The sequence below is a fragment of the Noviherbaspirillum humi genome (assembly GCF_900188095.1).
Classification (GTDB): domain Bacteria; phylum Pseudomonadota; class Gammaproteobacteria; order Burkholderiales; family Burkholderiaceae_D; genus Noviherbaspirillum; species Noviherbaspirillum humi.
Genome location: NZ_FZOT01000011.1, coordinates 1 through 18,462, shown reverse-complemented (window position 1 = coordinate 18,462; position 18,462 = coordinate 1). Strand labels below are relative to the sequence as shown.

Below are 18,462 nucleotides of genomic sequence, written 5' to 3'. Positions count from 1 at the left end.
AGTTCGATCAGGCGCGTGCCGGCTGCGACGGCAGCAGCGGCGCCGGGCGGCGGCGCGGCATGCCGGTGAAGGCGAAGTCCACTTCCGGCTGGCGACCGGAGACGATGTCGGCGATGGCGCGGCCGGAGCCGCAGCCCATGGTCCAGCCCAGGGTGCCATGGCCGGTGTTGAGGAACAGGTTGGCGATGCGGCTCTTGCCGATGTAAGGAACGTTCGACGGCGTCAGCGGCCGCAGGCCGGTCCAGTACACCGGATTGTCGTAGTCGCAGGCGTCGGGGAACAGTTCGCGCGTGCGGCGGGTGATGGCGTCGCAGCGGGTGGTGTTGAGCTCCCGGGTATAGCCGTTCAGCTCGCAGGTGCCGGCCACCCGCAGGCGGTCGCCGAGGCGCGAGACCACCAGCTTGTAGCCGTCGTCGGTGAGCGAAACGGTGGGCGCGGCGTCGGGATTGGTGACGGTGTAGGTGGCGGAGTAGCCCTTGCCGGGATAGATCATCAGGTCGATGCCGAGCGGCTTGAGCAGCGGCACCGAGAAGCTGCCCATGGCCATGACGAAGGCGTCGGCATGCAGCACCCGGTGCCGGCCGTCGGCATCGATCACTTCCACGCCGGTGACCCGTACGGCGCTGCCGCTGCCTTCGGTGATCAGGCGGGTGACGGTGGTGTTGAAGCGGAAATCGACGCCGGCTTCCTCGGCCTTGCGCGCCAGGCCGCTGGTGAACTTGTAGACGTCGCCGGATTCGTCAGTGGCGGTGAAGTCGCCGCCGACGATCTTGTCGCGCACCCGCGCCAGCGCCGGTTCGATGCGCACCACCGCGTCGGCATCGATGCTCTCGCGCGGGCAGCCGAGATCGCGCATCAGCTTCGCCGCCGGCAGCGAGGCGTCGAATTCTTCCTTGTCCGTATAGAAGTGGAGGATGCCGCGCGTCAGGTGGTCGTACTCGATGCCGGCATCGGCGCGCACCGCCTGCAGGGTCTGGCGGCTGTATTCGGCAATGGCGACGATCTGGCGGATGTTTTCGGCAGTGCGGGAAGGCGTGCATTCGCGCAGGAAATTCAGGCCCCAGCGCCATTGCAGCCATTCCGGGCGGAAGCGGTAGAGCAGCGGCGCATCTTCCTTGCCCAGCCACTTCAACACCTTCATCGGCGCGCTCGGATTGGCCCAGGGCTCGGCATGGGAGACGGAAATCTGGCAGCCGTTGGCGAAGCTGGTCTCCTGGGCGGCCCCAGGCTGGCGCTCGATGACGGTTACCTCATGGCCGGATTTGTTCAGGAACCAGGCCGAAGCGGTTCCGATGATGCCTGCTCCCAGTACGATAACCTTCATGCGCCACCTCCATAATCAGATAGCGACATTGTAAAAAGTTATCGGTTTCCTTGGTGTTCAATTGCAAGCCAAAAATTTTTATTTTTATACACCTCGGCGCCTGCGCTGTTTATGAATCGAAGTTTTTAGCCTTTATTTTTGTTTTTTCAAAGCCTGTATTTTCGTGATTTCCTGCGATACGGCGCGGGTCACGACTTCCCGCATCGTCTGGTGCAGGCCATCGCGTATGTCGTTCGCCAGGTTGGACACCGCCAGCTGCAGCACGTCGGCCAGGCTGTCGCGCACACGCTGTTCCAGCACGAAATCGATGCGGCCGAGCACCTGCTGCAGGACGCGTTCGCGCAGGTCGTCCTCAAGGCGCGTCCACCTCTCCTCGCTCCATTCGTCGCTGGCGCGCTGTTCCAGCACGGCGATTGGCTCCGGCGCAGCGGGCGCCGCCTCGGGTGCAGGGGCGGGCGCTTGCGCCGGCGCCGTTTCCGGCTCGGGATCGGACTTGGCGATGACCTCGGTCAGCAGCGGGATGCCGCCGTCGGAAGTGGAGGCGTTCATGATTGCTCGGCGATGAAGTGGGTGAGCGGATAGCCGCGGTCCTTGTAGTAGCGATAGCGCTCGCGGCCGAGGGCGCGGTCGTTTTCTTCACTGGAGACGATCTCGAACATGCGCTCGAAGCTGGCGAAGGCGGCCGGCGTACGGTCGGAGAGGTTGACCAGGATCTGGCGATGCGGCAGTTCGGCCTCGTCATCGGCGGTGAGGATGATCGGCGTCATCGCGGCATGCGGTTCATGCGACTGCGCATGGGGCAGGAAATCCAGGTCGGAGAAGGTCCAGAGCAGTTCGTCGAACCGGTTCAGCATCGGCGCATCCTGCGCCAGCACTACCACCTGGAAATTGGCGCCGCGGGCCTTGCGCACCAGCCGGCAGGCATAGAGCAGCTTGTCCGGCACGTTGCTGTGGAAATCGATTCGGGTCATGGGCGGGGCGGCGGAAATCAAAACACCCGTATGCTAATCGCAGGCCGCCCGCGGGTCAAAACCTGAAGCCCGGCGGCGCGTCGCGCGCCGGTCCCGCCGATGGTGCGGCAGGTGCGGCAGGCTTGAACGCCGGCTCGGCAGGCGCTTCGACGCGCGGCGCTTCCGCCTTGGCCGCCTTCGGCGGCGCCAGCGGCTCGGCGGCATGGCGCCAGGAAGCCGGCAGCTGCGATTTCTCCGGATAGCCGGCCGCCGTCAGCGCCGTCTGCCAGGCCGATGCTTCAAAGCCGCGCTGCTGGTTGCGGCCCACCGTCAGCAGCGGCAGGTCGCCGCCGGGATTGACCTGGTGGAAGCGGGTGATGTCGTCGTCGCTATTGACCGTCTTTTCGGTGAAGGGGATGCCGCGCTGCTTGAGCAGCGTGCGGCCGCTGTCGCAGGGCGCGCAGTCGGCGCCGGCGTAGAGCGTGACCGGCGCCGCTTCCGCTGCCCGGGCCAGCGCATAAGGCAGCTGCGGCGCGGCCGCGGCGGCGCCGCCCGAGGTTTTCGGCTCGGCGCGGCGGGCGCTTGCCGGCGGCGGCGTGTCGGAGTACGTGACCTTGCCGTCGGGACCGACCCATTTGTAGATCTCCGCGCCGATGGCGCCGTTGGCGCCGGCGCAGAGGCCGACAAGGAGCAGGGCGGCGCGCATCACGGGGCGCCGGCGCCGTCCGGCACCATGCCGTTGTGGCGCAGCAGGGCGTCGATGCTCGGCTCGCGGCCGCGGAAGGCCTTGAACGATTCCAGCGCCGAGCGGGAACCGCCCATGCCGAGGATCTCGCGGTGGAAGCGCATGCCGGTTTCGCTGCACAGCACGTTACCGGTGGAGCGGGCGGCTTCCTCGAAGGCGCTGTAGGCGTCGGCCGACAACACTTCGGCCCACTTGTAGCTGTAGTAGCCCGCCGCGTAGCCGCCGGAGAAGATGTGGCTGAAGGAATTCTGGAAGCGGTTGAAGGGCGGCGGGATCATCACCGCGGCCTTGTGCCGCACTTCGTTCAGCACATCCTGGGCGGTCCTGCTGCCGTTCGGGTCGAAGTCGTAATGCAGGTGCATGTCGAACAGCGCGAATTCCACCTGGCGCAGGGTCTGCAGGCCGGACTGGAAATTCTTCGCCGCGATCATCTTGTCGAACAGCGCGCGCGGGAGCGGCTCGCCGGTCTCGACATGGGCAGTCATGTGCTGCACCACGTCCCATTCCCAGCAGAAGTTTTCCATGAACTGCGAAGGCAGCTCGACCGCATCCCACTCCACGCCGGCGATGCCGGCCACGCCGAGGTCGTCGATCTGGGTCAGCATGTGGTGCAGGCCGTGGCCGAACTCGTGGAACAGGGTGGTGACCTCGTCATGCGAGAACAGCGCCGGGCGCTTCTTGCCATCGACGGTCACCGGCTCGGAGAAGTTGCAGGTCAGGTAGGCCACCGGCGTCTGCACGGCATCCTGGCCGGCGCGGCGGCCGCGGGCATCGTCCATCCAGGCGCCGCCGCGCTTGCCGCTGCGGGCGTAGAGGTCGAGGTAGAACTGGCCGACCAGCTGGCCGTTCTTCTCGATGCGGAAGAATTTCACGTCCGGATGCCAGGTCGCCGCCGCATCCGGCTTGATGTGCACCGCGAACAGGCTCTGTATCACGCGGAACAGGCCGTCGACGACTTTCGGCTCCTGGAAATACTGCTTCACTTCCTGCTCTGAGAAGGCGTAGCGCTCCTGGCGCAGCTTTTCCGACGCATAGGCAACGTCCCAGGCTTCCAGCTGGTCCAGGCCGAGGTGCTTGGCGGCAAAGGCGCGCAACTCGGCGAGGTCGTTCTCGGCGAAGGGACGGGCGCGGCGCGCCAGGTCTTCCAGGAAGGCAATCACCTGCTGCGGTGTTTCCGCCATCTTCGGCACGAGCGAGACTTCGGCGTAGTTGCCGAAGCCAAGCAGCTGCGCCTCTTCCTTGCGCAGCTTAAGGATCTCGGCGATGTTGGCGGTGTTGTCCCACTCCGGCCTGGCGCCCAGCTCCGACGCCTTGGTGACGTTGGCGCGGTACAGGGCTTCGCGCAGGGAGCGCTTGTCGGAGTACTGCAGCACCGGGAAGAAGGACGGGAAGTGCAGGGTGAACTTGAAGCCGGGCTTGCCGTCGCGCTCGGCGGCGGCGCGGGCCGCATGCTTGGCGTCTTCCGGCAGGCCGGACAGGTCGGCCTCGTCCTCGACGTAGAGGGCGAAGTCGTTGGTGGCGTCGAGCACGTTCTCCGAGAAGCGCGTCGACAGCGCGGCCAGCCTTTCCTGGATCTGGGCGAAACGCAGCTTCTTGTCATCCGGCAGCTCGGCGCCGCCGAGGCGGAAGTCGCGCAGCGCGTTCTCGACGATCTTGCGCCGCGGCGTGGACAGTTCGCCGAACTCCGGGCTGGCGGCGAGCGCCTTGTACTTCTGGAACAGCGCCAGGTTCTGGCCGAGCGAGGTCCAGAACTCGGTCACCTTGGGCAGGTTCTCGTTGTAGGCGGCGCGCAGTTCCGGCGTATCCGCCACCGAGTTCAGATGGCCGACGATGCCCCAGGCCCGGCCCAGCTTCTCGGTCGCATCCTCCAGCGGCGCGACGAAATCATTCCACGTCACCTGCGGCAGCGGGCCTTCGAGGCGGGCCACCACCGTGCGCGCATTGGCGAGCAGGCTGTCCACCGCCGGCGTCACATGCGCCGGGCGGATGTCGGCGAAGCGCGGCAGATCGGAAAAGTCGAGAAGCGGGTTCTGTTCAGCTGTCATGGATGTCAGGTTCTTTCCGCTGCTTCGATCGTGTTGACCAGCAGCATGGTAATGGTCATGGGCCCGACGCCGCCCGGCACCGGGGTGATGTAGCCCGCGACTTCCTTGGCGTTGGCGAAGTCGACGTCGCCGCACAGCTTGCCTTCATCGTCGCGGTTCATGCCGACGTCGATGACGGCGGCGCCCGGCTTGATCATGTCGGCGGTGACGATGTTGCGCTTGCCGGTGGCCACCACCAGGATGTCGGCCTGGCGGGTGTGGTGCCCGAGGTCGCGGGTCTTGGAGTTGCAGATGGTGACGGTGGCGCCGGCCTGCAAGAGCAGCATGGCCTGCGGCTTGCCGACGATGTTGGAAGCGCCGACCACCACCGCATGCGCACCGCGCACCGGGTAATCGATGGATTCCAGCATCTTCATGACGCCATAGGGGGTGCAGGGGCGGAACAGCGGCTGGCCGGTCATCAGCAGGCCGGCATTGCTGACATGGAAGCCGTCCACGTCCTTTTCCGCGGCAATGGCCTCGATCACCTTGTGGGCATCGATATGCGGCGGCAGCGGCAGCTGCACCAGGATGCCGTGGATCTTCGGGTCTTTGTTCAGGGCGTCGATGCGCGCCAGCAGATCGGCCTCGCTCATGCCGGCATCGTACTTCTCCATGACGGAGTGGATGCCGTTGTCTTCGCATGCCTTGACCTTGTTGCGCACATAGACCTGGGACGCCGGGTTGTCCCCGACCAGCACCACCGCCAGGCCGGGCTGGCGGCCGCGTTCGGTGAGGGTAGCGGCGCGCCGGGCGACGTCGGCGCGGAGTTGTTGGGACAGCAGGGTGCCATTGATGATTTGTGCGGACATGACGAAGACTTCAGAGTGACGGGAAAAACCGCATTATAAGCGGCTCCCCCGGCGGGGCAGCGCCGCCGGGGCCAGCGCGGGGTCAGCGCGCCGGGTGTCCGAGCGTGTCCCCGGGGCGGCTGGCTGAACCGGCCGGGTGGGTCGCGGCACGGCCGGCATCCTGCTGCATCTCCCGCTGGTGGCGGTCGATGACATGATTCACCTCGGCGCCGAACAGCAGCACGGCCGCCGACACGAAGAAATACAGCAGCAGGATGATGATGGTGCCGATGCTGCCGTACATGACGCTGTAGTCGGCGAAGCTGCGCACGTAATAGTCGAAGCCGAGCGAGGCGGCGATCCACACCAGCACCGACAGCACCGCGCCCGGGCTGAGCAGCCGGAAGCGCTGTTTCAGGTTGGGACCGAGGTAATACACCAGCGCCACCACCATCATCAGCAGCAGCATGGCCGCCGGCCAGCGCAGCACCGCCCAGACGATCACCACTTCCTCCTTGAGGCCGATCCAGCCGGCCAGCCACTCCATCGCCTGCGGGCCGACCACCATGAGCGCCGCGGCGGCCGCCAGCATGGCGGCGATGCCGACGGTGTAAAAAATGGAAAGCGGATACAGCTTCCAGGCCGGCCGGCGCTCGCGCACGTCGTAGGCGACATTGAGGGCATTGATGGTGGCGCGCACCCCGGCCGATGCGGACCATAGCGCGAGCAGCACGCCGACCGACAGCAGCCCGCTCTGTTCCTTCTGCAGTTCGCCGATCACCTTGTTGACCAGCGGCAGCGCCTGGCCCGGCAGCAGCATCTGCACCTGCTGGCGCAACCAGTCGAAGAAGCCTGGCATGTGCAGGAAGCCGAGCAGGGCGATGAGGAAGATGATGAAGGGAAAGATGGAAAACAGCACCTGATACGCCAGCGCCGAAGCGTAGGTGGTCATGTCGTCTTCCATGAAATCGCTGAAGGATTCACGGATGAGCGCGAACAGGGATAAGCCATACAGGCAGGGAAACGTCATGGCTGGACCTTTGGCAAAGGCGCAATAAACTCGATAGAGCGCCTCGCTTGGGAAAAGTGCCGGCGGCAAAGATCGCGAAAGCGGTTCATGACGCGGCTTTTGGCCGGTGTCAATGAAGCCGAAGCGATGATTTGGGGCGAGCGATATGAGCGCAAGGCAAGCCCCGCGAACGCAGGCATGACGAATTGAACGAAGGCATAATTCCACAATATGAAAACGCATACCGCATTTTGAAAAATGAAAAAGTGCTGTTAGAATCTTTGCATCGCGCACTCTCTTGGCGAAACCTTGTCCAAAATTTCCCCCGACGCCGTCCTTCAGATCCGATCGGGAATGCCTTTAACTCAGGAGACACTTATGTCAGCTCAGCTCGACCAAGTCCTGGCCCAAGCCGCCAACGATCCCGATGTGATGGAAACCCAGGAGTGGCTCGATGCCCTCGAAGCCGTCATCGACACCGAAGGACCGGAGCGCGCCCACTACCTGATGGAGCGCATGGTGGACCTGGCCCGCCGCCGCGGCGCCCATATTCCCTTCTCCAGCAACACCGCCTACGTCAACACCATCCCCGCCCACCTCGCCGAACACTGTCCCGGCAACCTCGAATACGAAGAGCGCCTGCGTTCCTGGATGCGCTGGAACGCCATGGCAATGGTGGTGAAGACAAACCGCGCCGACGGCGACCTCGGCGGCCATATCTCGAGCTTCGCCTCGCTGGCCAACATGCTGGGCATCGGCTTCAACCATTTCTGGCATGCGCCCACCGAAGAGCATGGCGGCGATCTGCTCTACATTCAGGGCCATTCCTCGCCCGGCATCTATGCCCGCGCCTTCCTCGAAGGCCGCCTGTCCGAAGATCAGATGATGAATTTCCGGCGCGAGGTCGACGGCAAGGGCCTGTCTTCCTATCCGCACCCGAAGCTGATGCCGGAATTCTGGCAGTTCCCGACGGTATCCATGGGCCTCGGCCCGCTGATGGCGATCTACCAGGCGCGCTTCCTCAAGTACCTGCATGCGCGTGACATCGCCAAGACCGACAACCGCAAGGTCTGGGCCTTCTGCGGCGACGGCGAGATGGACGAGCCGGAATCCATGGGCGCGATCGGCATGGCCGGGCGCGAGAAGCTGGACAACCTGGTGTTCGTCATCAACTGCAACCTGCAGCGCCTCGACGGCCCGGTGCGCGGCAACGGCAAGATCATCCAGGAACTGGAAGCCGACTTCCGCGGCGCCGGCTGGAACGTGGTCAAGGTGATCTGGGGCGGCTACTGGGATGAGCTGCTGTCGCGCGACAAGGACGGCATCCTGCAGCGCGTGATGATGGAAACCGTCGACGGCGAGTACCAGAACTACAAGGCCAAGGATGGCGCCTACGTGCGCAAGCATTTCTTCGGCAAGCATCCGAAGCTGCTGGAGATGGTCTCGAAGATGTCGGACGACGACATCTGGCGCCTGAACCGGGGCGGCCACGATCCCCACAAGATCTATGCCGCCTTTAAGAACGCCCAGGAGCACAAGGGCCAGCCGACCGTGCTGCTGGTCAAGACCATCAAGGGCTTCGGCATGGGCAAGTCGGGCGAGGCGCGCAACACGGCGCACCAGACCAAGAAGCTCGACGACCAGGCCATCCGCGAGATGCGCGACCGCTTCGCCATCCCGATTCCGGACGACAAGCTGCCGGACGTGCCGTTCTTCAAGCCGTCCGACGATGCGCCGGAGATCAAGTACCTGCACGAGCGGCGCAAGGCGCTCGGCGGCTACCTGCCGCAGCGCCGCGTGAAGGCCGATGAAACCCTGACGGTGCCGCCGCTGTCCGCCTTCCAGGCGGTGCTGGACCCGACCGCCGAAGGCCGCGAGATCTCGACCACCCAGGCCTACGTGCGCATCATCACCACGCTGCTGCGCGACCAGAGCCTGGGCAAGCGCGTCGTTCCCATCCTGGTCGACGAGGCGCGTACCTTCGGCATGGAAGGCCTGTTCCGCCAGATCGGCATCTTCAACCAGATGGGCCAGCTGTACGAACCGGTCGACAAGGACCAGGTGATGTACTACCGCGAGGACAAGGCCGGCCAGATCCTGCAGGAAGGCATCAACGAGGCGGGCGCGATGAGCTCCTGGATCGCCGCCGCGACCTCGTACTCGACCAACAACCGGGTGATGATCCCGTTCTACATCTTCTACTCGATGTTCGGCCTGCAGCGCGTCGGCGACCTGGCCTGGGCGGCGGGCGATATGCGGGCGCGCGGCTTCCTGCTCGGCGGCACCGCCGGCCGCACCACGCTCAACGGCGAGGGCCTGCAGCACGAGGACGGCCACAGCCACGTGATGGCATCCACCATCCCCAACTGCATCCCCTACGACCCGACCTTCGCCCACGAAGTGGCGGTGATCATCCATGACGGTTTGCGCCGCATGGTGCAGGAGCAGGAGGACGTGTTCTACTACATCACCCTGATGAACGAGAACTACAGCCATCCGGGCCTGAAGGCGGGCCAGGAGCAGGACATCCTGAAGGGCCTGTACCTGCTGCAGCCGTCCGAAGGCAAGGGCAAGCTGCGCGCCCAGCTGATGGGCTCCGGCACCATCCTGCGCGAAGTCATCGCCGCCGCCGAGATCCTGAAGCAGGACTGGGGCGTGGACGCGGACGTCTGGTCGGCGCCGTCCTTCACCCTGCTGGCCCGCGACGGCCAGGATGCGGATCGCTGGAACCTGTTGCATCCGGTCGAGCAGCCGCGCCTGGCGCACGTCACCCGATGCCTGCAGGGCACCCAGGGTCCGATCGTCGCTTCCAGCGACTACATGCGCGCCTTTGCCGAGCAGATCCGCGCCTTCATGCCGAAGGGCCGCAATTACAAGGTGCTGGGCACCGACGGCTTCGGCCGCTCCGATTCCCGCGCCAAGCTGCGTGAATTCTTCGAAGTCAACCGCTACTATGTGACTATCGCCACGCTCAAGGCACTGGCGGAAGACGGCGCGGTCGAAGCTTCGGTGGTGGCCCAGGCCATCGCCAGGTACGGCATCGATCCGAACAAGCCGAATCCGGTCACGCTGTAAGTTCCGGCGAGAAAAGAAAGCGCCCTCCGTTCGCGGAGGGCCGTCAACAAGTCCCAGGCCGCTCGAAGACGGCGCCGCTTCCGGACGAGGAAGCCGCCGGCTTAGGACGGACAGGGCCAACAATCAAAGAAAAAGTCCCTTCGATCGAGCGAAGGGGAGAACGGAGCTGAAGCTATGAGCATGGTGGAAGTGAAAGTCCCCGATATCGGCGACTTCAAGGAGGTGGAAGTGATCGAGCTGCTGGTCAAGCCGGGCGATACCGTCGCCGTCGACCAGTCCCTGATCACGGTGGAGTCCGACAAGGCCAGCATGGAGATTCCGTCCAGCCACGCCGGCGTGGTGAAGGAACTCAGGATCAAGGTCGGCGACAAGGTGTCGGAAGGTTCCATGCTGCTGGTGCTGGAAACCCAGGAAGCCGGCGCCGCCGCCTCCACGCCCCAGGTGCAGGCTCCTGCGCCCGCGGCAGCAGCGCCTGCACCCGCGCCCGCTCCCGCGGTCGCCCCGGCAGTGGCGACCGCGCCCGCCATCATGGAAATCAAGGTGCCGGACATCGGCGACTTCAAGGAAGTCGAAGTCATCGAGGTCATGGTCAAACCGGGCGACACCATCGCCGCCGAGCAGTCGCTGGTGACGGTGGAATCGGACAAGGCCAGCATGGAAATCCCGTCCAGCCATGCCGGCGTCGTAAAGGAACTCAAGGTCAAGGTCGGTGACAAGGTGTCCGAAGGCAGCCTGCTGCTGATGCTGGAAACCGCCGGCGGCGGCGCCCCTGCCGCCGCTGCGGCTCCCGCGCCAGCGCCTGCAGCCGGCGGCGACAGCGTTTCCGCCGCCATCGATGCGCTGGCCGCCAAGGCCGCGCCAGCCGCCTCCGCCTCGGTTCCGGCCCCGTCCGCCAAGCCCCTGCCCACCGCCGCGCTGGAGCCGGCGGCTCCCGCCAACGCCAAGGCCCATGCCTCGCCCTCGGTGCGCAAGTTCGCGCGCGAACTCGGCGTCGACCTCGGCCGCGTCAAGGGCAGCGGCCCGAAAGGCCGCATCCTGCACGAGGACATCCAGGGCTTCGTGAAGTCGGTGATGTCCGGCGCCGCTGCTGCGCCGGCGGCCAAGGCTGCCGCGGGCGGCAAGCAGGGCGGCGGTCTGGATCTGCTCCCGTGGCCGTCGCTGGACTTCTCCAAGTTCGGCAGCACCGAAACCCAAGTGCTGTCGCGCATCAAGAAGATCAGCGGCCCGAATCTGCATCGCAACTGGGTGATGATTCCGCATGTCACGCAGTTCGACGAGGCCGACGTCACCGAGCTGGAAGAATTCCGCAAGGACTCCAATGCCGCGCTGGCCAAGTCCGGTGTCAAGCTGACGATGCTCGCCTTCGTCATCAAGGCCAGCGTCGCCGCGCTCAAGAAGCTGCCGACCTTCAATGCCTCGCTCGACGAGAAGGGCGAGAACATCATCCTGAAGCAGTACTACCACATCGGCTTCGCCGCCGACACGCCGAACGGCCTGGTGGTGCCGGTGATCAAGGACGTGGACAAGAAGGGCATCAGCCAGATCGCCAAGGAAATGACCGAGCTCTCCGCCCAGGCGCGCGAAGGCAAGCTCAAGCCGGCCGACATGCAGGGCGCCAGCTTCACCATTTCTTCGCTCGGCGGCATCGGCGGCACCGCCTTCACGCCGATCATCAACGCGCCGGAAGTGGCCATCCTCGGCCTGTCCAAGACCAGCTTCAAGCCGGTCTGGGACGGCAAGCAGTTCGTGCCTCGCCTGATGCTGCCGCTGTCGCTGTCCTACGATCACCGCGTGATCGATGGCGCAATGGGCGCCCGCTTCACCGCCTACCTGGCCGAAGTGCTGTCCGACATGCGCAAGACCCTGCTGTAACAGGGCGCAGGCCTGCGAGCTGCGGCGGTGCCATCCGCCGCGGCCCGCTTCCCGCAATTTCCCGGAGTTGAGCAATGACCACCTGCGTCGTCGTCAAGAAGAACAACGAGATCGCCATCGCATCCGATTCCCTCGTCACGTTCGGCGACACCCGCCTGTCGCATGCCTATGAAGTCAATGAAAAGATCTTCAGGGTGGGCGACTCCTACGTCACGCTGGCCGGCACCGCCGCCCACTTTCCGGTGATGCGCAAGCTGCTCACGGCCATGGGCGAGGATTGCAAGCTCGGCAGCCGCGACGAGGTGTTCGAGACCTTTTCGAAGGTGCACGAGATCCTGAAGGAGAAGTACTTCCTCAATACCAAGGAAGAGGAGGACGACCCCTACGAATCGTCCCAGATCACTTCGCTGATCGCCAATCCGAACGGCATCTTCGGCGTCTACTCCTACCGGGAAGTGTTCAGCTTCGACCGCTTCTGGGGCATCGGCAGCGGCCGCAACTTCGCGCTCGGCGCGATGTACGCGGTGTACGACAAGCTGCACAGCGCGCGCGAGATCGCCGAGATCGGCGTGCATGCGGGGGCGGAGTTCGACAAGAGCACCTCCGGGCCGTTCCGGGTGTTCAGCTTCGAGGTGGATTTCTAGCCACGCCGGATCAAGCGGATTGAGCATGCAAAGCGGGCCCAACTTAACAACGATAATCTTCCCGGCCGGTCGCGGCGGGGACACATGGAGCTAAAGCTATGAGCACGGTGGAAGTCAAAGTCCCGGACATCGGCGACTTCAAGGAGGTGGAAGTAATCGAATTGCTGGTCAAGCCGGGCGACACCATCCGCGTCGACCAGTCGCTGATCACGGTGGAATCCGACAAGGCCAGCATGGAGATTCCGTCCAGCCACGCCGGCGTGGTGAAGGAACTCAAGGTCAAGCTCGGCGACAAGGTCTCCGAAGGCACGCTGCTGCTGGTGCTCGATGCCGCCGAAACCGGCGAGGCGTCCGCCGGCTACGGCAGCAGCCAGCCGGCCGCCGCGACCGCCGCGCCGGCCCCTGCGCCCGCTGCCGTCGCGCCGGTGCAGGCGCCGCAGGCCGCCAATTTTTCCGGCAGCGCCGACATCCAATGCGACATGCTGGTGCTCGGCGCCGGCCCGGGCGGGTATTCCGCCGCCTTCCGCGCCGCCGACCTCGGCATGAACACCGTGCTGGTGGAGCGCTATGCCACCCTCGGCGGCGTCTGCCTCAACGTCGGCTGCATTCCCTCCAAGGCGCTGCTGCACGTGGCGGCGGTGATCGACGAAACCTCGCACATGGAAGCGATGGGCATCAAGTTCGAGAAGCCTTCCATCGACATCGACAAGCTGCGCGCCCACAAGGACAAGGTCATCTCCAAGATGACTGGCGGCCTGGCCGGCATGGCCAAGGGCCGCAAGGTCAACGTGGTGCAGGGCGTCGGCCAGTTCGTCGGCCCCAACCACCTGGAAGTCGCCACCGCCGACGGCGGCAGGAAGACCATCGGCTTCAAGCAGGCCATCATCGCCGCCGGTTCCTCGGTGGTGAAGCTGCCCTTCGTGCCGGAAGACGAGCGCATCGTCGACTCCACCGGCGCGCTGGAGCTGCGCCAGGTGCCCAAGCGCATGCTGGTCATCGGCGGCGGCATCATCGGCCTGGAAATGGCGACGGTCTATTCCACCCTCGGCGCGCGCATCGACGTGGTCGAGATGCTGGACGGCCTGATGCAGGGCGCCGACCGCGACCTGGTCAAGGTCTGGCAGAAGTTCAACGAGAAGCGCTTCGACCGCATCATGACCAAGACCAAGACGGTCGGCGTGGAAGCGCTGCCGGAAGGCATCAAGGTCACCTTCGAGAGCGCCGAGGCGGGCGGAACCGCGCCGGAGCCGCAGCTCTACGACATGGTGCTGGTGGCGGTGGGCCGCAGTCCGAACGGCAAGAAGATCTCCGCCGACAAGGCCGGCGTGGCGGTGAACGAGCGCGGCTTCATCCCGGTGGATGCGCAGATGCGCACGAACGTGCCGCACATCTTCGCCATCGGCGACCTCGTCGGCCAGCCCATGCTGGCGCACAAGGCGGTGCACGAAGCGCATGTGGCGGCGGAAGCGGCCGCCGGCCAGAAATCCTTCTTCGATGCCCGGGTGATTCCGTCGGTGGCCTACACTGATCCGGAAGTGGCCTGGGTCGGCATGACCGAGGACGAAGCCAAGGCCAAGGGCGTGAAGCTGGAGAAGGGCTTGTTCCCCTGGGCGGCGAGCGGCCGCGCGGTCGCCAACGGCCGCGACGAAGGCTTCACCAAGCTGCTGTTCGACGCCGAGACCCACCGCATCGTCGGCGGCGGCATCGTCGGCACGCATGCCGGCGACATGATCGGCGAAATCGCCCTGGCGATCGAGATGGGCGCCGACGCGGTCGACATCGGCAAGACCATCCATCCGCATCCGACCCTGGGCGAGTCCATCGGCATGGCGGCGGAAGTGTTCGAAGGCGTCTGCACCGACCTGCCGCCGGCGCGGAAGAAGTAAGCGCGTCAAGCGCGAAATGAAGAAGGGCAGCCAAGATGGCTGCCCTTTTGTTTTGAGCTGTCAGGCAATGGACAGACATTAAGACTGAATGCCCTCGCCGATAAAGAATGCGCCCTCTCCTTCAAGGAGAGGGCGGGGCGCAGCAGGGAATGCGGACAGCATGCTGTCCGCCTGCCTAGCCGACAGCGCGTGATCGCGCTGTCGTGGATGAGGATGGGTTTCGGTAGTGACTAATGAAGAGCATTGAATCCGATTGAGGCAACCGTCTTCTTTGGGAAATAAAATCCATCCGCAGGAAGCCGCCAGTGCCATCAAAATCCTTCGCTATTCAAGGGCAGATCAGACCCCAACCGCCACCAGCGCCCCGCTCAGAACTTCAACCTCACCCCTTTATCTTCCCCAAGATCTCCGACAACATCGAAATCATCTGGTCGATTTCTTCCTTGGTCACGTTCAGCGCCGGCATGAAGCGCAGCAGATCCGAACGCGGCGAGTTCAGCAGCAGGCCGACCGGCTCCATGTCGCGGGCAATGTCCACGATCTGCGCACCAATATTGCTGCCGAGCTTCAGCGCGCGCAGCAAGCCTTCGCCGCGCTCGCCGTCCAGGCTGTGCTTCTCGCATAGCTTCAGCAGTTCGCCGCGCAGGTACTGGCCCTTGTCCTTCACCGACTGCAGGAAGCCTGGCGCCAGCAATTCCTTCAGCACTGCTGCGCCCACCGCCGTCATCAGCGGATTGCCGTTGTAAGTGCCGCCCTGGTCGCCCGGCTCGAACACCGCGAATTCCTCGCGGCAGAGCAAGGCGGAAAGCGGCACGCCGCCGCCGATGCCCTTGCCCAGGGTCATGATGTCCGGCTCGATGCCGGACAGCTGGTAGGCGAACAGCTCGCCGGTGCGGCCCATGCCGGCCTGCACTTCATCGACGATCAGCAGCAGGCCGCGCTCCTGCGTCAGCTTGCGCAGCGCCTGCATGAATTCGCGGGTGGCCGGCAGCACGCCGCCTTCGCCCTGGACCGGTTCCAGCATCACGCCGACAGTCTTGTCGGTGATCAGTCGCTCGACGCTGGCAATGTCGTTCAGTTCGGCCTTCGGGAAGCCCGGCACCTGGGGCGCGAAGATGGTGTCCCAGCCGGTCTTGCCGCTGGCGGACATGGTGGCCAGGGTGCGGCCATGGAAGCCGTGGTTGAAGGTGATGATTTCGTAGCGCGCCTCGCCGGCGGCGTTCTTGTTCAGCTTGCCCCACTTGCGCGCCAGCTTGATGGCGCCTTCATTGGCTTCGGCGCCGCTGTTGGCGAAGAAGACACGGTCGAAGCAGGAGTTCTCGGTCAGCAGCGCGGCCAGCTCGATCGACGGCTCGTTGTAGAAAGCAGGGGAGGGATTGATCACCTTCGCCGCCTGCTTCACCAGGGCGTCCTGAAGGCACTGGGGCGAATGGCCGAGGCAGTTCACCGCCCAGCCCTGCAAATAGTCCAGGTAGCGCTTGCCCTGATGGTCGGTCAGCCACATGCCTTGGCCCTCGGTGAAGACCAGATCGGGACGGTTGGTGATTTTCAACAAGGCATCGACTGGGTATTGGCTGAATTCCATCTGGCACTCCTGGCAACGGCGATTGATCAATGAATCTGAAAGGCGGCGATCCGGATTCTGCTGGTCTGGTCGGTCATGCATGCGGCCAAGGTTTGGCTGCATCAATGCCGAAACAGTTCACCGCATCATCACGGCGCATCGGTGAAACTTCCGCAAAACACTGGCAAAAAAAAAGCCACAGGGATGTCCTGTGGCTTGGTGATCAGCGATCGCTTACGCGCACGGCATCCCGGTTAGGGCAGGGAAGCTGCGGCGTCGCAGGGCGAGGGCTGATGTTTTCATGCGCCAATCTTATGCGCTTTTGCGCAATGCGTCAAAAGTTTTCCCTTGGGGGCAATCAGGCGGGATTGGCGAGATCGGCTTCCGACGTGAAGGCGTCGGCATAGAACTCTTCGTCCGGCAGCTTGCAGGCCGAGACGAAGTCGCGCTTGGCCGCATCCACCATCACCGGCGCGCCGCAGGCATAGACCTGATAGCCGGCCATGTCGGGAATATCGGCCATCACCGCCTGATGCACGAAGCCGTCGCGTCCGGACCAGCCGTCTTCCGGCTGCGCGTTCGAGATCACCGGCACATAGCGGAAATTCGGCAGGGTGCGCGCCCATTCCTCGCACAGCGCATGCATGTAGAGGTCCTTCGGCCGGCGCCCGCCCCAGTACAGCACCATCGGACGCTGGCTGCCCTGGTGGGCGGCATGCTCGATGATGGCCTTGATCGGCGCGAAGCCGGTGCCGGAGGCGAGCAGGATGATCGGCTTGTCGGAGTCCTCGCGCAGGAAGAAGGTCCCGAGCGGACCTTCGATACGCAGGATCTCCCTTTCCTTCATGGCGTTGAACACATGGTCGGTGAACAGGCCGCCCGGCATGTGGCGGATGTGCAGGGTCAGATGCTCATCCAGATGCGGCGCATTGGCCATGCTGTAGCTGCGGCGCTTGCCATCCTTGAGCAGGAACTCGAGATACTGGCCGGCCTTGTACTGCAGGCGCTCGTTGGCCGGCAGCTGCAGCGACATGACGATGACATCGTCGGCCACGCGGTCCAGCTTCGCCACCCGCGTCGGCATCTTCTTGATCGGGAATTCGCCAGCGCCGGCAACCTCGCGCACCTCGATCACCACGTCGCTCTTCGGCCTGGCGCAGCAGAAAAGGGCGAAGCCGCGCTCCTCGTCGGCGGCCGACAGGGCCTTCACCTGATGCGGGCCATGCTCCATCGTGCCTTCCAGCAGCTTGCCGCGGCAGCTGCCGCAGGCGCCGTTCTTGCAGCCGTAGGGCAGGCCCACGCCGGCGCGCAGCGCCGCCGCCAGCACGCTTTCATCTTCATCGCAGCTGAACTGGTGTCCGCTCGGCTGAACAGTAACATTGAACGTCATACAATCCTGATCATGAAAAAAACAGCAAAAAACAGAGTGGGCAAGCCGCGCCTGCTGATCGTCGGCTGCGGCGATGTCGGCATGCGCCTGCTGCCGCTGCTGCGCGACCGCTTCCGCGTGTTCGCGCTCACCAGCCAGCCGGCACGACGCGATGAACTGCGCGCCGCCGGCGCGGTGCCGGTGGTGGCTGACCTAGACCGGCCGGCAACCCTGGCCCGGCTCGCGCGCCTGGCCACACGGGTGGTGCATCTCGCGCCGCCGCCCTCCGACGGCGCCATCGATCGCCGCAGCCGGAATTTGGCCGCCATTTTACCCGAGGGTACGCATCTGGTTTATGTCAGCACCACCGGCGTGTATGGCGATTGCGGCGGCGCCTGGGTGGATGAGAGCCGGCCGGTCAACCCGACCAGCGCCCGCGCGGGGCGCCGGGTAGATGCGGAAATGGTGCTGCGGCGCTGGGCGAAGCGTACCCAGTCGCGGTTGTCCATCCTGCGCGTGCCGGGCATCTATGCCGCCGAGCGGCTGCCGATCGAGCGGCTGCGCAAGGGCACACCGGCGCTGCGGGAGGAGGAGGACGTGTACACCAATCACATTCATGCCGATGACTTGGCGCGCATCATCGTGCAGGCGCTGTTTCGGGGTGCGGCCAACCGCGTCTACAACACCGTGGACGACTCGGACATGAAGATGGGGGAGTACTTCGATGCGGTGGCTGACACCGCCGGACTGCCGCGGCCGCCGCGCCTGCCGCGTGAGGAGCTGCGGCAGGCGGTTTCGCCCATGCTGCTGTCCTTCATGTCGGAATCGCGCCGGCTGCGCAATGAACGCATGAAGAGGGAACTGGCCGTGCGTCTTCGCTATCCGACCGTGGAAGATTTCCTGCGCGCCAAGGCGGAGCCCCTGGCGCGGCAGGGACACAAGGAAGACTGAGGCTGCCCGGACGGGCAGCCGGGGAATTGCCTAGAGGTCGAGCACCAGCAGCTTGCCCTTGGCGCGGGAACAGCAGGGCGTGAACTGGTCGTTGGCCGCCTTTTCTTCATCGGTGAAGTACAGGTCGCGATGGTCCGGCTCGCCCTCCAGTACCCGGGTGATGCAGGTGCCGCAGATGCCCTGCTCGCACGACACCGG

15 protein-coding genes are annotated in these 18,462 nt (G+C 65.0%); 5 read left to right on the top strand and 10 right to left on the bottom strand.

The window, feature by feature from the left end; genetic code table 11:
• Positions 1-7: 7 nt before the first annotated feature.
• From CHB88_RS15390 to CHB88_RS15360, 7 genes are all read right to left on the bottom strand, one after another.
• Positions 8-1,324: a D-amino acid dehydrogenase gene (locus tag CHB88_RS15390; protein WP_089400231.1), complete on the bottom strand. Its 1,317-nt coding sequence runs from the start codon at positions 1,322-1,324 to the stop codon at positions 8-10.
• Between the two features lie 132 nt (positions 1,325-1,456).
• On the bottom strand, positions 1,457-1,873 hold the full coding sequence (locus tag CHB88_RS15385; RefSeq protein WP_089400230.1) for a hypothetical protein: 417 nt from the start codon (positions 1,871-1,873) through the stop codon (positions 1,457-1,459).
• Entirely contained in the window at positions 1,870-2,295 is a 426-nt protein-coding gene (locus tag CHB88_RS15380) for a DNA polymerase III subunit chi (protein WP_089400229.1), read from the bottom strand. The genes CHB88_RS15385 and CHB88_RS15380 overlap by 4 nt, the downstream gene beginning before the upstream one ends.
• A 55-nt stretch (positions 2,296-2,350) precedes the next feature.
• Positions 2,351-2,980, bottom strand: coding sequence for a glutaredoxin family protein (locus CHB88_RS15375; RefSeq protein WP_089400228.1), 630 nt, complete (start codon positions 2,978-2,980; stop codon positions 2,351-2,353).
• A complete protein-coding gene (locus CHB88_RS15370) occupies positions 2,980-5,064 on the bottom strand; it encodes a M3 family metallopeptidase (protein WP_089400227.1) in 2,085 nt (694 codons plus the stop codon). Before CHB88_RS15370 ends, CHB88_RS15375 begins: the two co-directional genes overlap by 1 nt.
• A 5-nt stretch (positions 5,065-5,069) precedes the next feature.
• The gene (gene folD / locus CHB88_RS15365) at positions 5,070-5,915 is read right to left on the bottom strand and encodes a bifunctional methylenetetrahydrofolate dehydrogenase/methenyltetrahydrofolate cyclohydrolase FolD (RefSeq protein WP_089400226.1); all 846 of its coding nucleotides are present in this window, start codon (positions 5,913-5,915) and stop codon (positions 5,070-5,072) included.
• Between the two features lie 82 nt (positions 5,916-5,997).
• Positions 5,998-6,924 (bottom strand): YihY/virulence factor BrkB family protein, encoded by a 927-nt coding sequence (locus CHB88_RS15360; protein ID WP_089400225.1) that lies wholly within the window; start codon positions 6,922-6,924, stop codon positions 5,998-6,000.
• A 357-nt stretch (positions 6,925-7,281) separates the two neighbouring features.
• Between CHB88_RS15360 and aceE the strand changes: the two genes are divergently transcribed.
• The 4 genes from aceE to lpdA all read left to right on the top strand — a co-directional run bounded on the left by aceE (position 7,282) and on the right by lpdA (position 14,380).
• A complete protein-coding gene (gene aceE, locus CHB88_RS15355) occupies positions 7,282-9,978 on the top strand; it encodes a pyruvate dehydrogenase (acetyl-transferring), homodimeric type (protein ID WP_089400224.1) in 2,697 nt (898 codons plus the stop codon).
• 174 nt (positions 9,979-10,152) lie between these two features.
• Positions 10,153-11,850, top strand: coding sequence for a dihydrolipoyllysine-residue acetyltransferase (aceF, locus tag CHB88_RS15350; RefSeq protein WP_089400223.1), 1,698 nt, complete (start codon positions 10,153-10,155; stop codon positions 11,848-11,850).
• Positions 11,851-11,924: 74 nt separating this feature from the next.
• Entirely contained in the window at positions 11,925-12,494 is a 570-nt protein-coding gene (locus CHB88_RS15345; protein WP_089400222.1) for an Ntn hydrolase family protein, read from the top strand.
• Positions 12,495-12,592: 98 nt separating this feature from the next.
• On the top strand, positions 12,593-14,380 hold the full coding sequence (lpdA, locus tag CHB88_RS15340; RefSeq protein WP_089400221.1) for a dihydrolipoyl dehydrogenase: 1,788 nt from the start codon (positions 12,593-12,595) through the stop codon (positions 14,378-14,380).
• A gap of 382 nt (positions 14,381-14,762) precedes the next feature.
• On the opposite strand, the gene CHB88_RS15335 is transcribed toward lpdA, so the two are convergent.
• Positions 14,763-15,965, bottom strand: coding sequence for an acetylornithine transaminase (locus tag CHB88_RS15335; protein ID WP_089400220.1), 1,203 nt, complete (start codon positions 15,963-15,965; stop codon positions 14,763-14,765).
• Between the two features lie 337 nt (positions 15,966-16,302).
• Complete coding sequence (locus tag CHB88_RS15330; protein ID WP_089400219.1) at positions 16,303-17,334, bottom strand: CDP-6-deoxy-delta-3,4-glucoseen reductase; 1,032 nt, start codon at positions 17,332-17,334, stop codon at positions 16,303-16,305.
• A gap of 12 nt (positions 17,335-17,346) precedes the next feature.
• Between CHB88_RS15330 and CHB88_RS15325 the strand changes: the two genes are divergently transcribed.
• Positions 17,347-18,264 carry an SDR family oxidoreductase gene (locus CHB88_RS15325; protein WP_089400218.1) on the top strand — a complete coding sequence of 306 codons (918 nt, stop codon included), beginning with the start codon at positions 17,347-17,349 and terminating at the stop codon, positions 18,262-18,264.
• Between the two features lie 30 nt (positions 18,265-18,294).
• Here CHB88_RS15325 and CHB88_RS15320 read toward each other — a convergent pair.
• Positions 18,295-18,462 (bottom strand): 2Fe-2S iron-sulfur cluster-binding protein (locus CHB88_RS15320; protein WP_143131188.1); only part of this gene is annotated, 168 nt, incomplete at its 5' end.

Coding starts and splice junctions, on each gene's coding strand:
- CHB88_RS15390 (WP_089400231.1), bottom strand. CDS start 1,324: ATGAAGGTTATCGTACTGGGAGCAGGCATCATCGGAACCGCTTCGGCC.
- CHB88_RS15345 (WP_089400222.1), top strand. CDS start 11,925: ATGACCACCTGCGTCGTCGTCAAGAAGAACAACGAGATCGCCATCGCA.
- CHB88_RS15325 (WP_089400218.1), top strand. CDS start 17,347: ATGAAAAAAACAGCAAAAAACAGAGTGGGCAAGCCGCGCCTGCTGATC.
- CHB88_RS15385 (WP_089400230.1), bottom strand. CDS start 1,873: ATGAACGCCTCCACTTCCGACGGCGGCATCCCGCTGCTGACCGAGGTC.
- lpdA (WP_089400221.1), top strand. CDS start 12,593: ATGAGCACGGTGGAAGTCAAAGTCCCGGACATCGGCGACTTCAAGGAG.
- aceF (WP_089400223.1), top strand. CDS start 10,153: ATGAGCATGGTGGAAGTGAAAGTCCCCGATATCGGCGACTTCAAGGAG.
- CHB88_RS15360 (WP_089400225.1), bottom strand. CDS start 6,924: ATGACGTTTCCCTGCCTGTATGGCTTATCCCTGTTCGCGCTCATCCGT.
- CHB88_RS15330 (WP_089400219.1), bottom strand. CDS start 17,334: ATGACGTTCAATGTTACTGTTCAGCCGAGCGGACACCAGTTCAGCTGC.
- folD (WP_089400226.1), bottom strand. CDS start 5,915: ATGTCCGCACAAATCATCAATGGCACCCTGCTGTCCCAACAACTCCGC.
- CHB88_RS15375 (WP_089400228.1), bottom strand. CDS start 2,980: ATGCGCGCCGCCCTGCTCCTTGTCGGCCTCTGCGCCGGCGCCAACGGC.
- CHB88_RS15380 (WP_089400229.1), bottom strand. CDS start 2,295: ATGACCCGAATCGATTTCCACAGCAACGTGCCGGACAAGCTGCTCTAT.
- CHB88_RS15335 (WP_089400220.1), bottom strand. CDS start 15,965: ATGGAATTCAGCCAATACCCAGTCGATGCCTTGTTGAAAATCACCAAC.
- CHB88_RS15370 (WP_089400227.1), bottom strand. CDS start 5,064: ATGACAGCTGAACAGAACCCGCTTCTCGACTTTTCCGATCTGCCGCGC.
- aceE (WP_089400224.1), top strand. CDS start 7,282: ATGTCAGCTCAGCTCGACCAAGTCCTGGCCCAAGCCGCCAACGATCCC.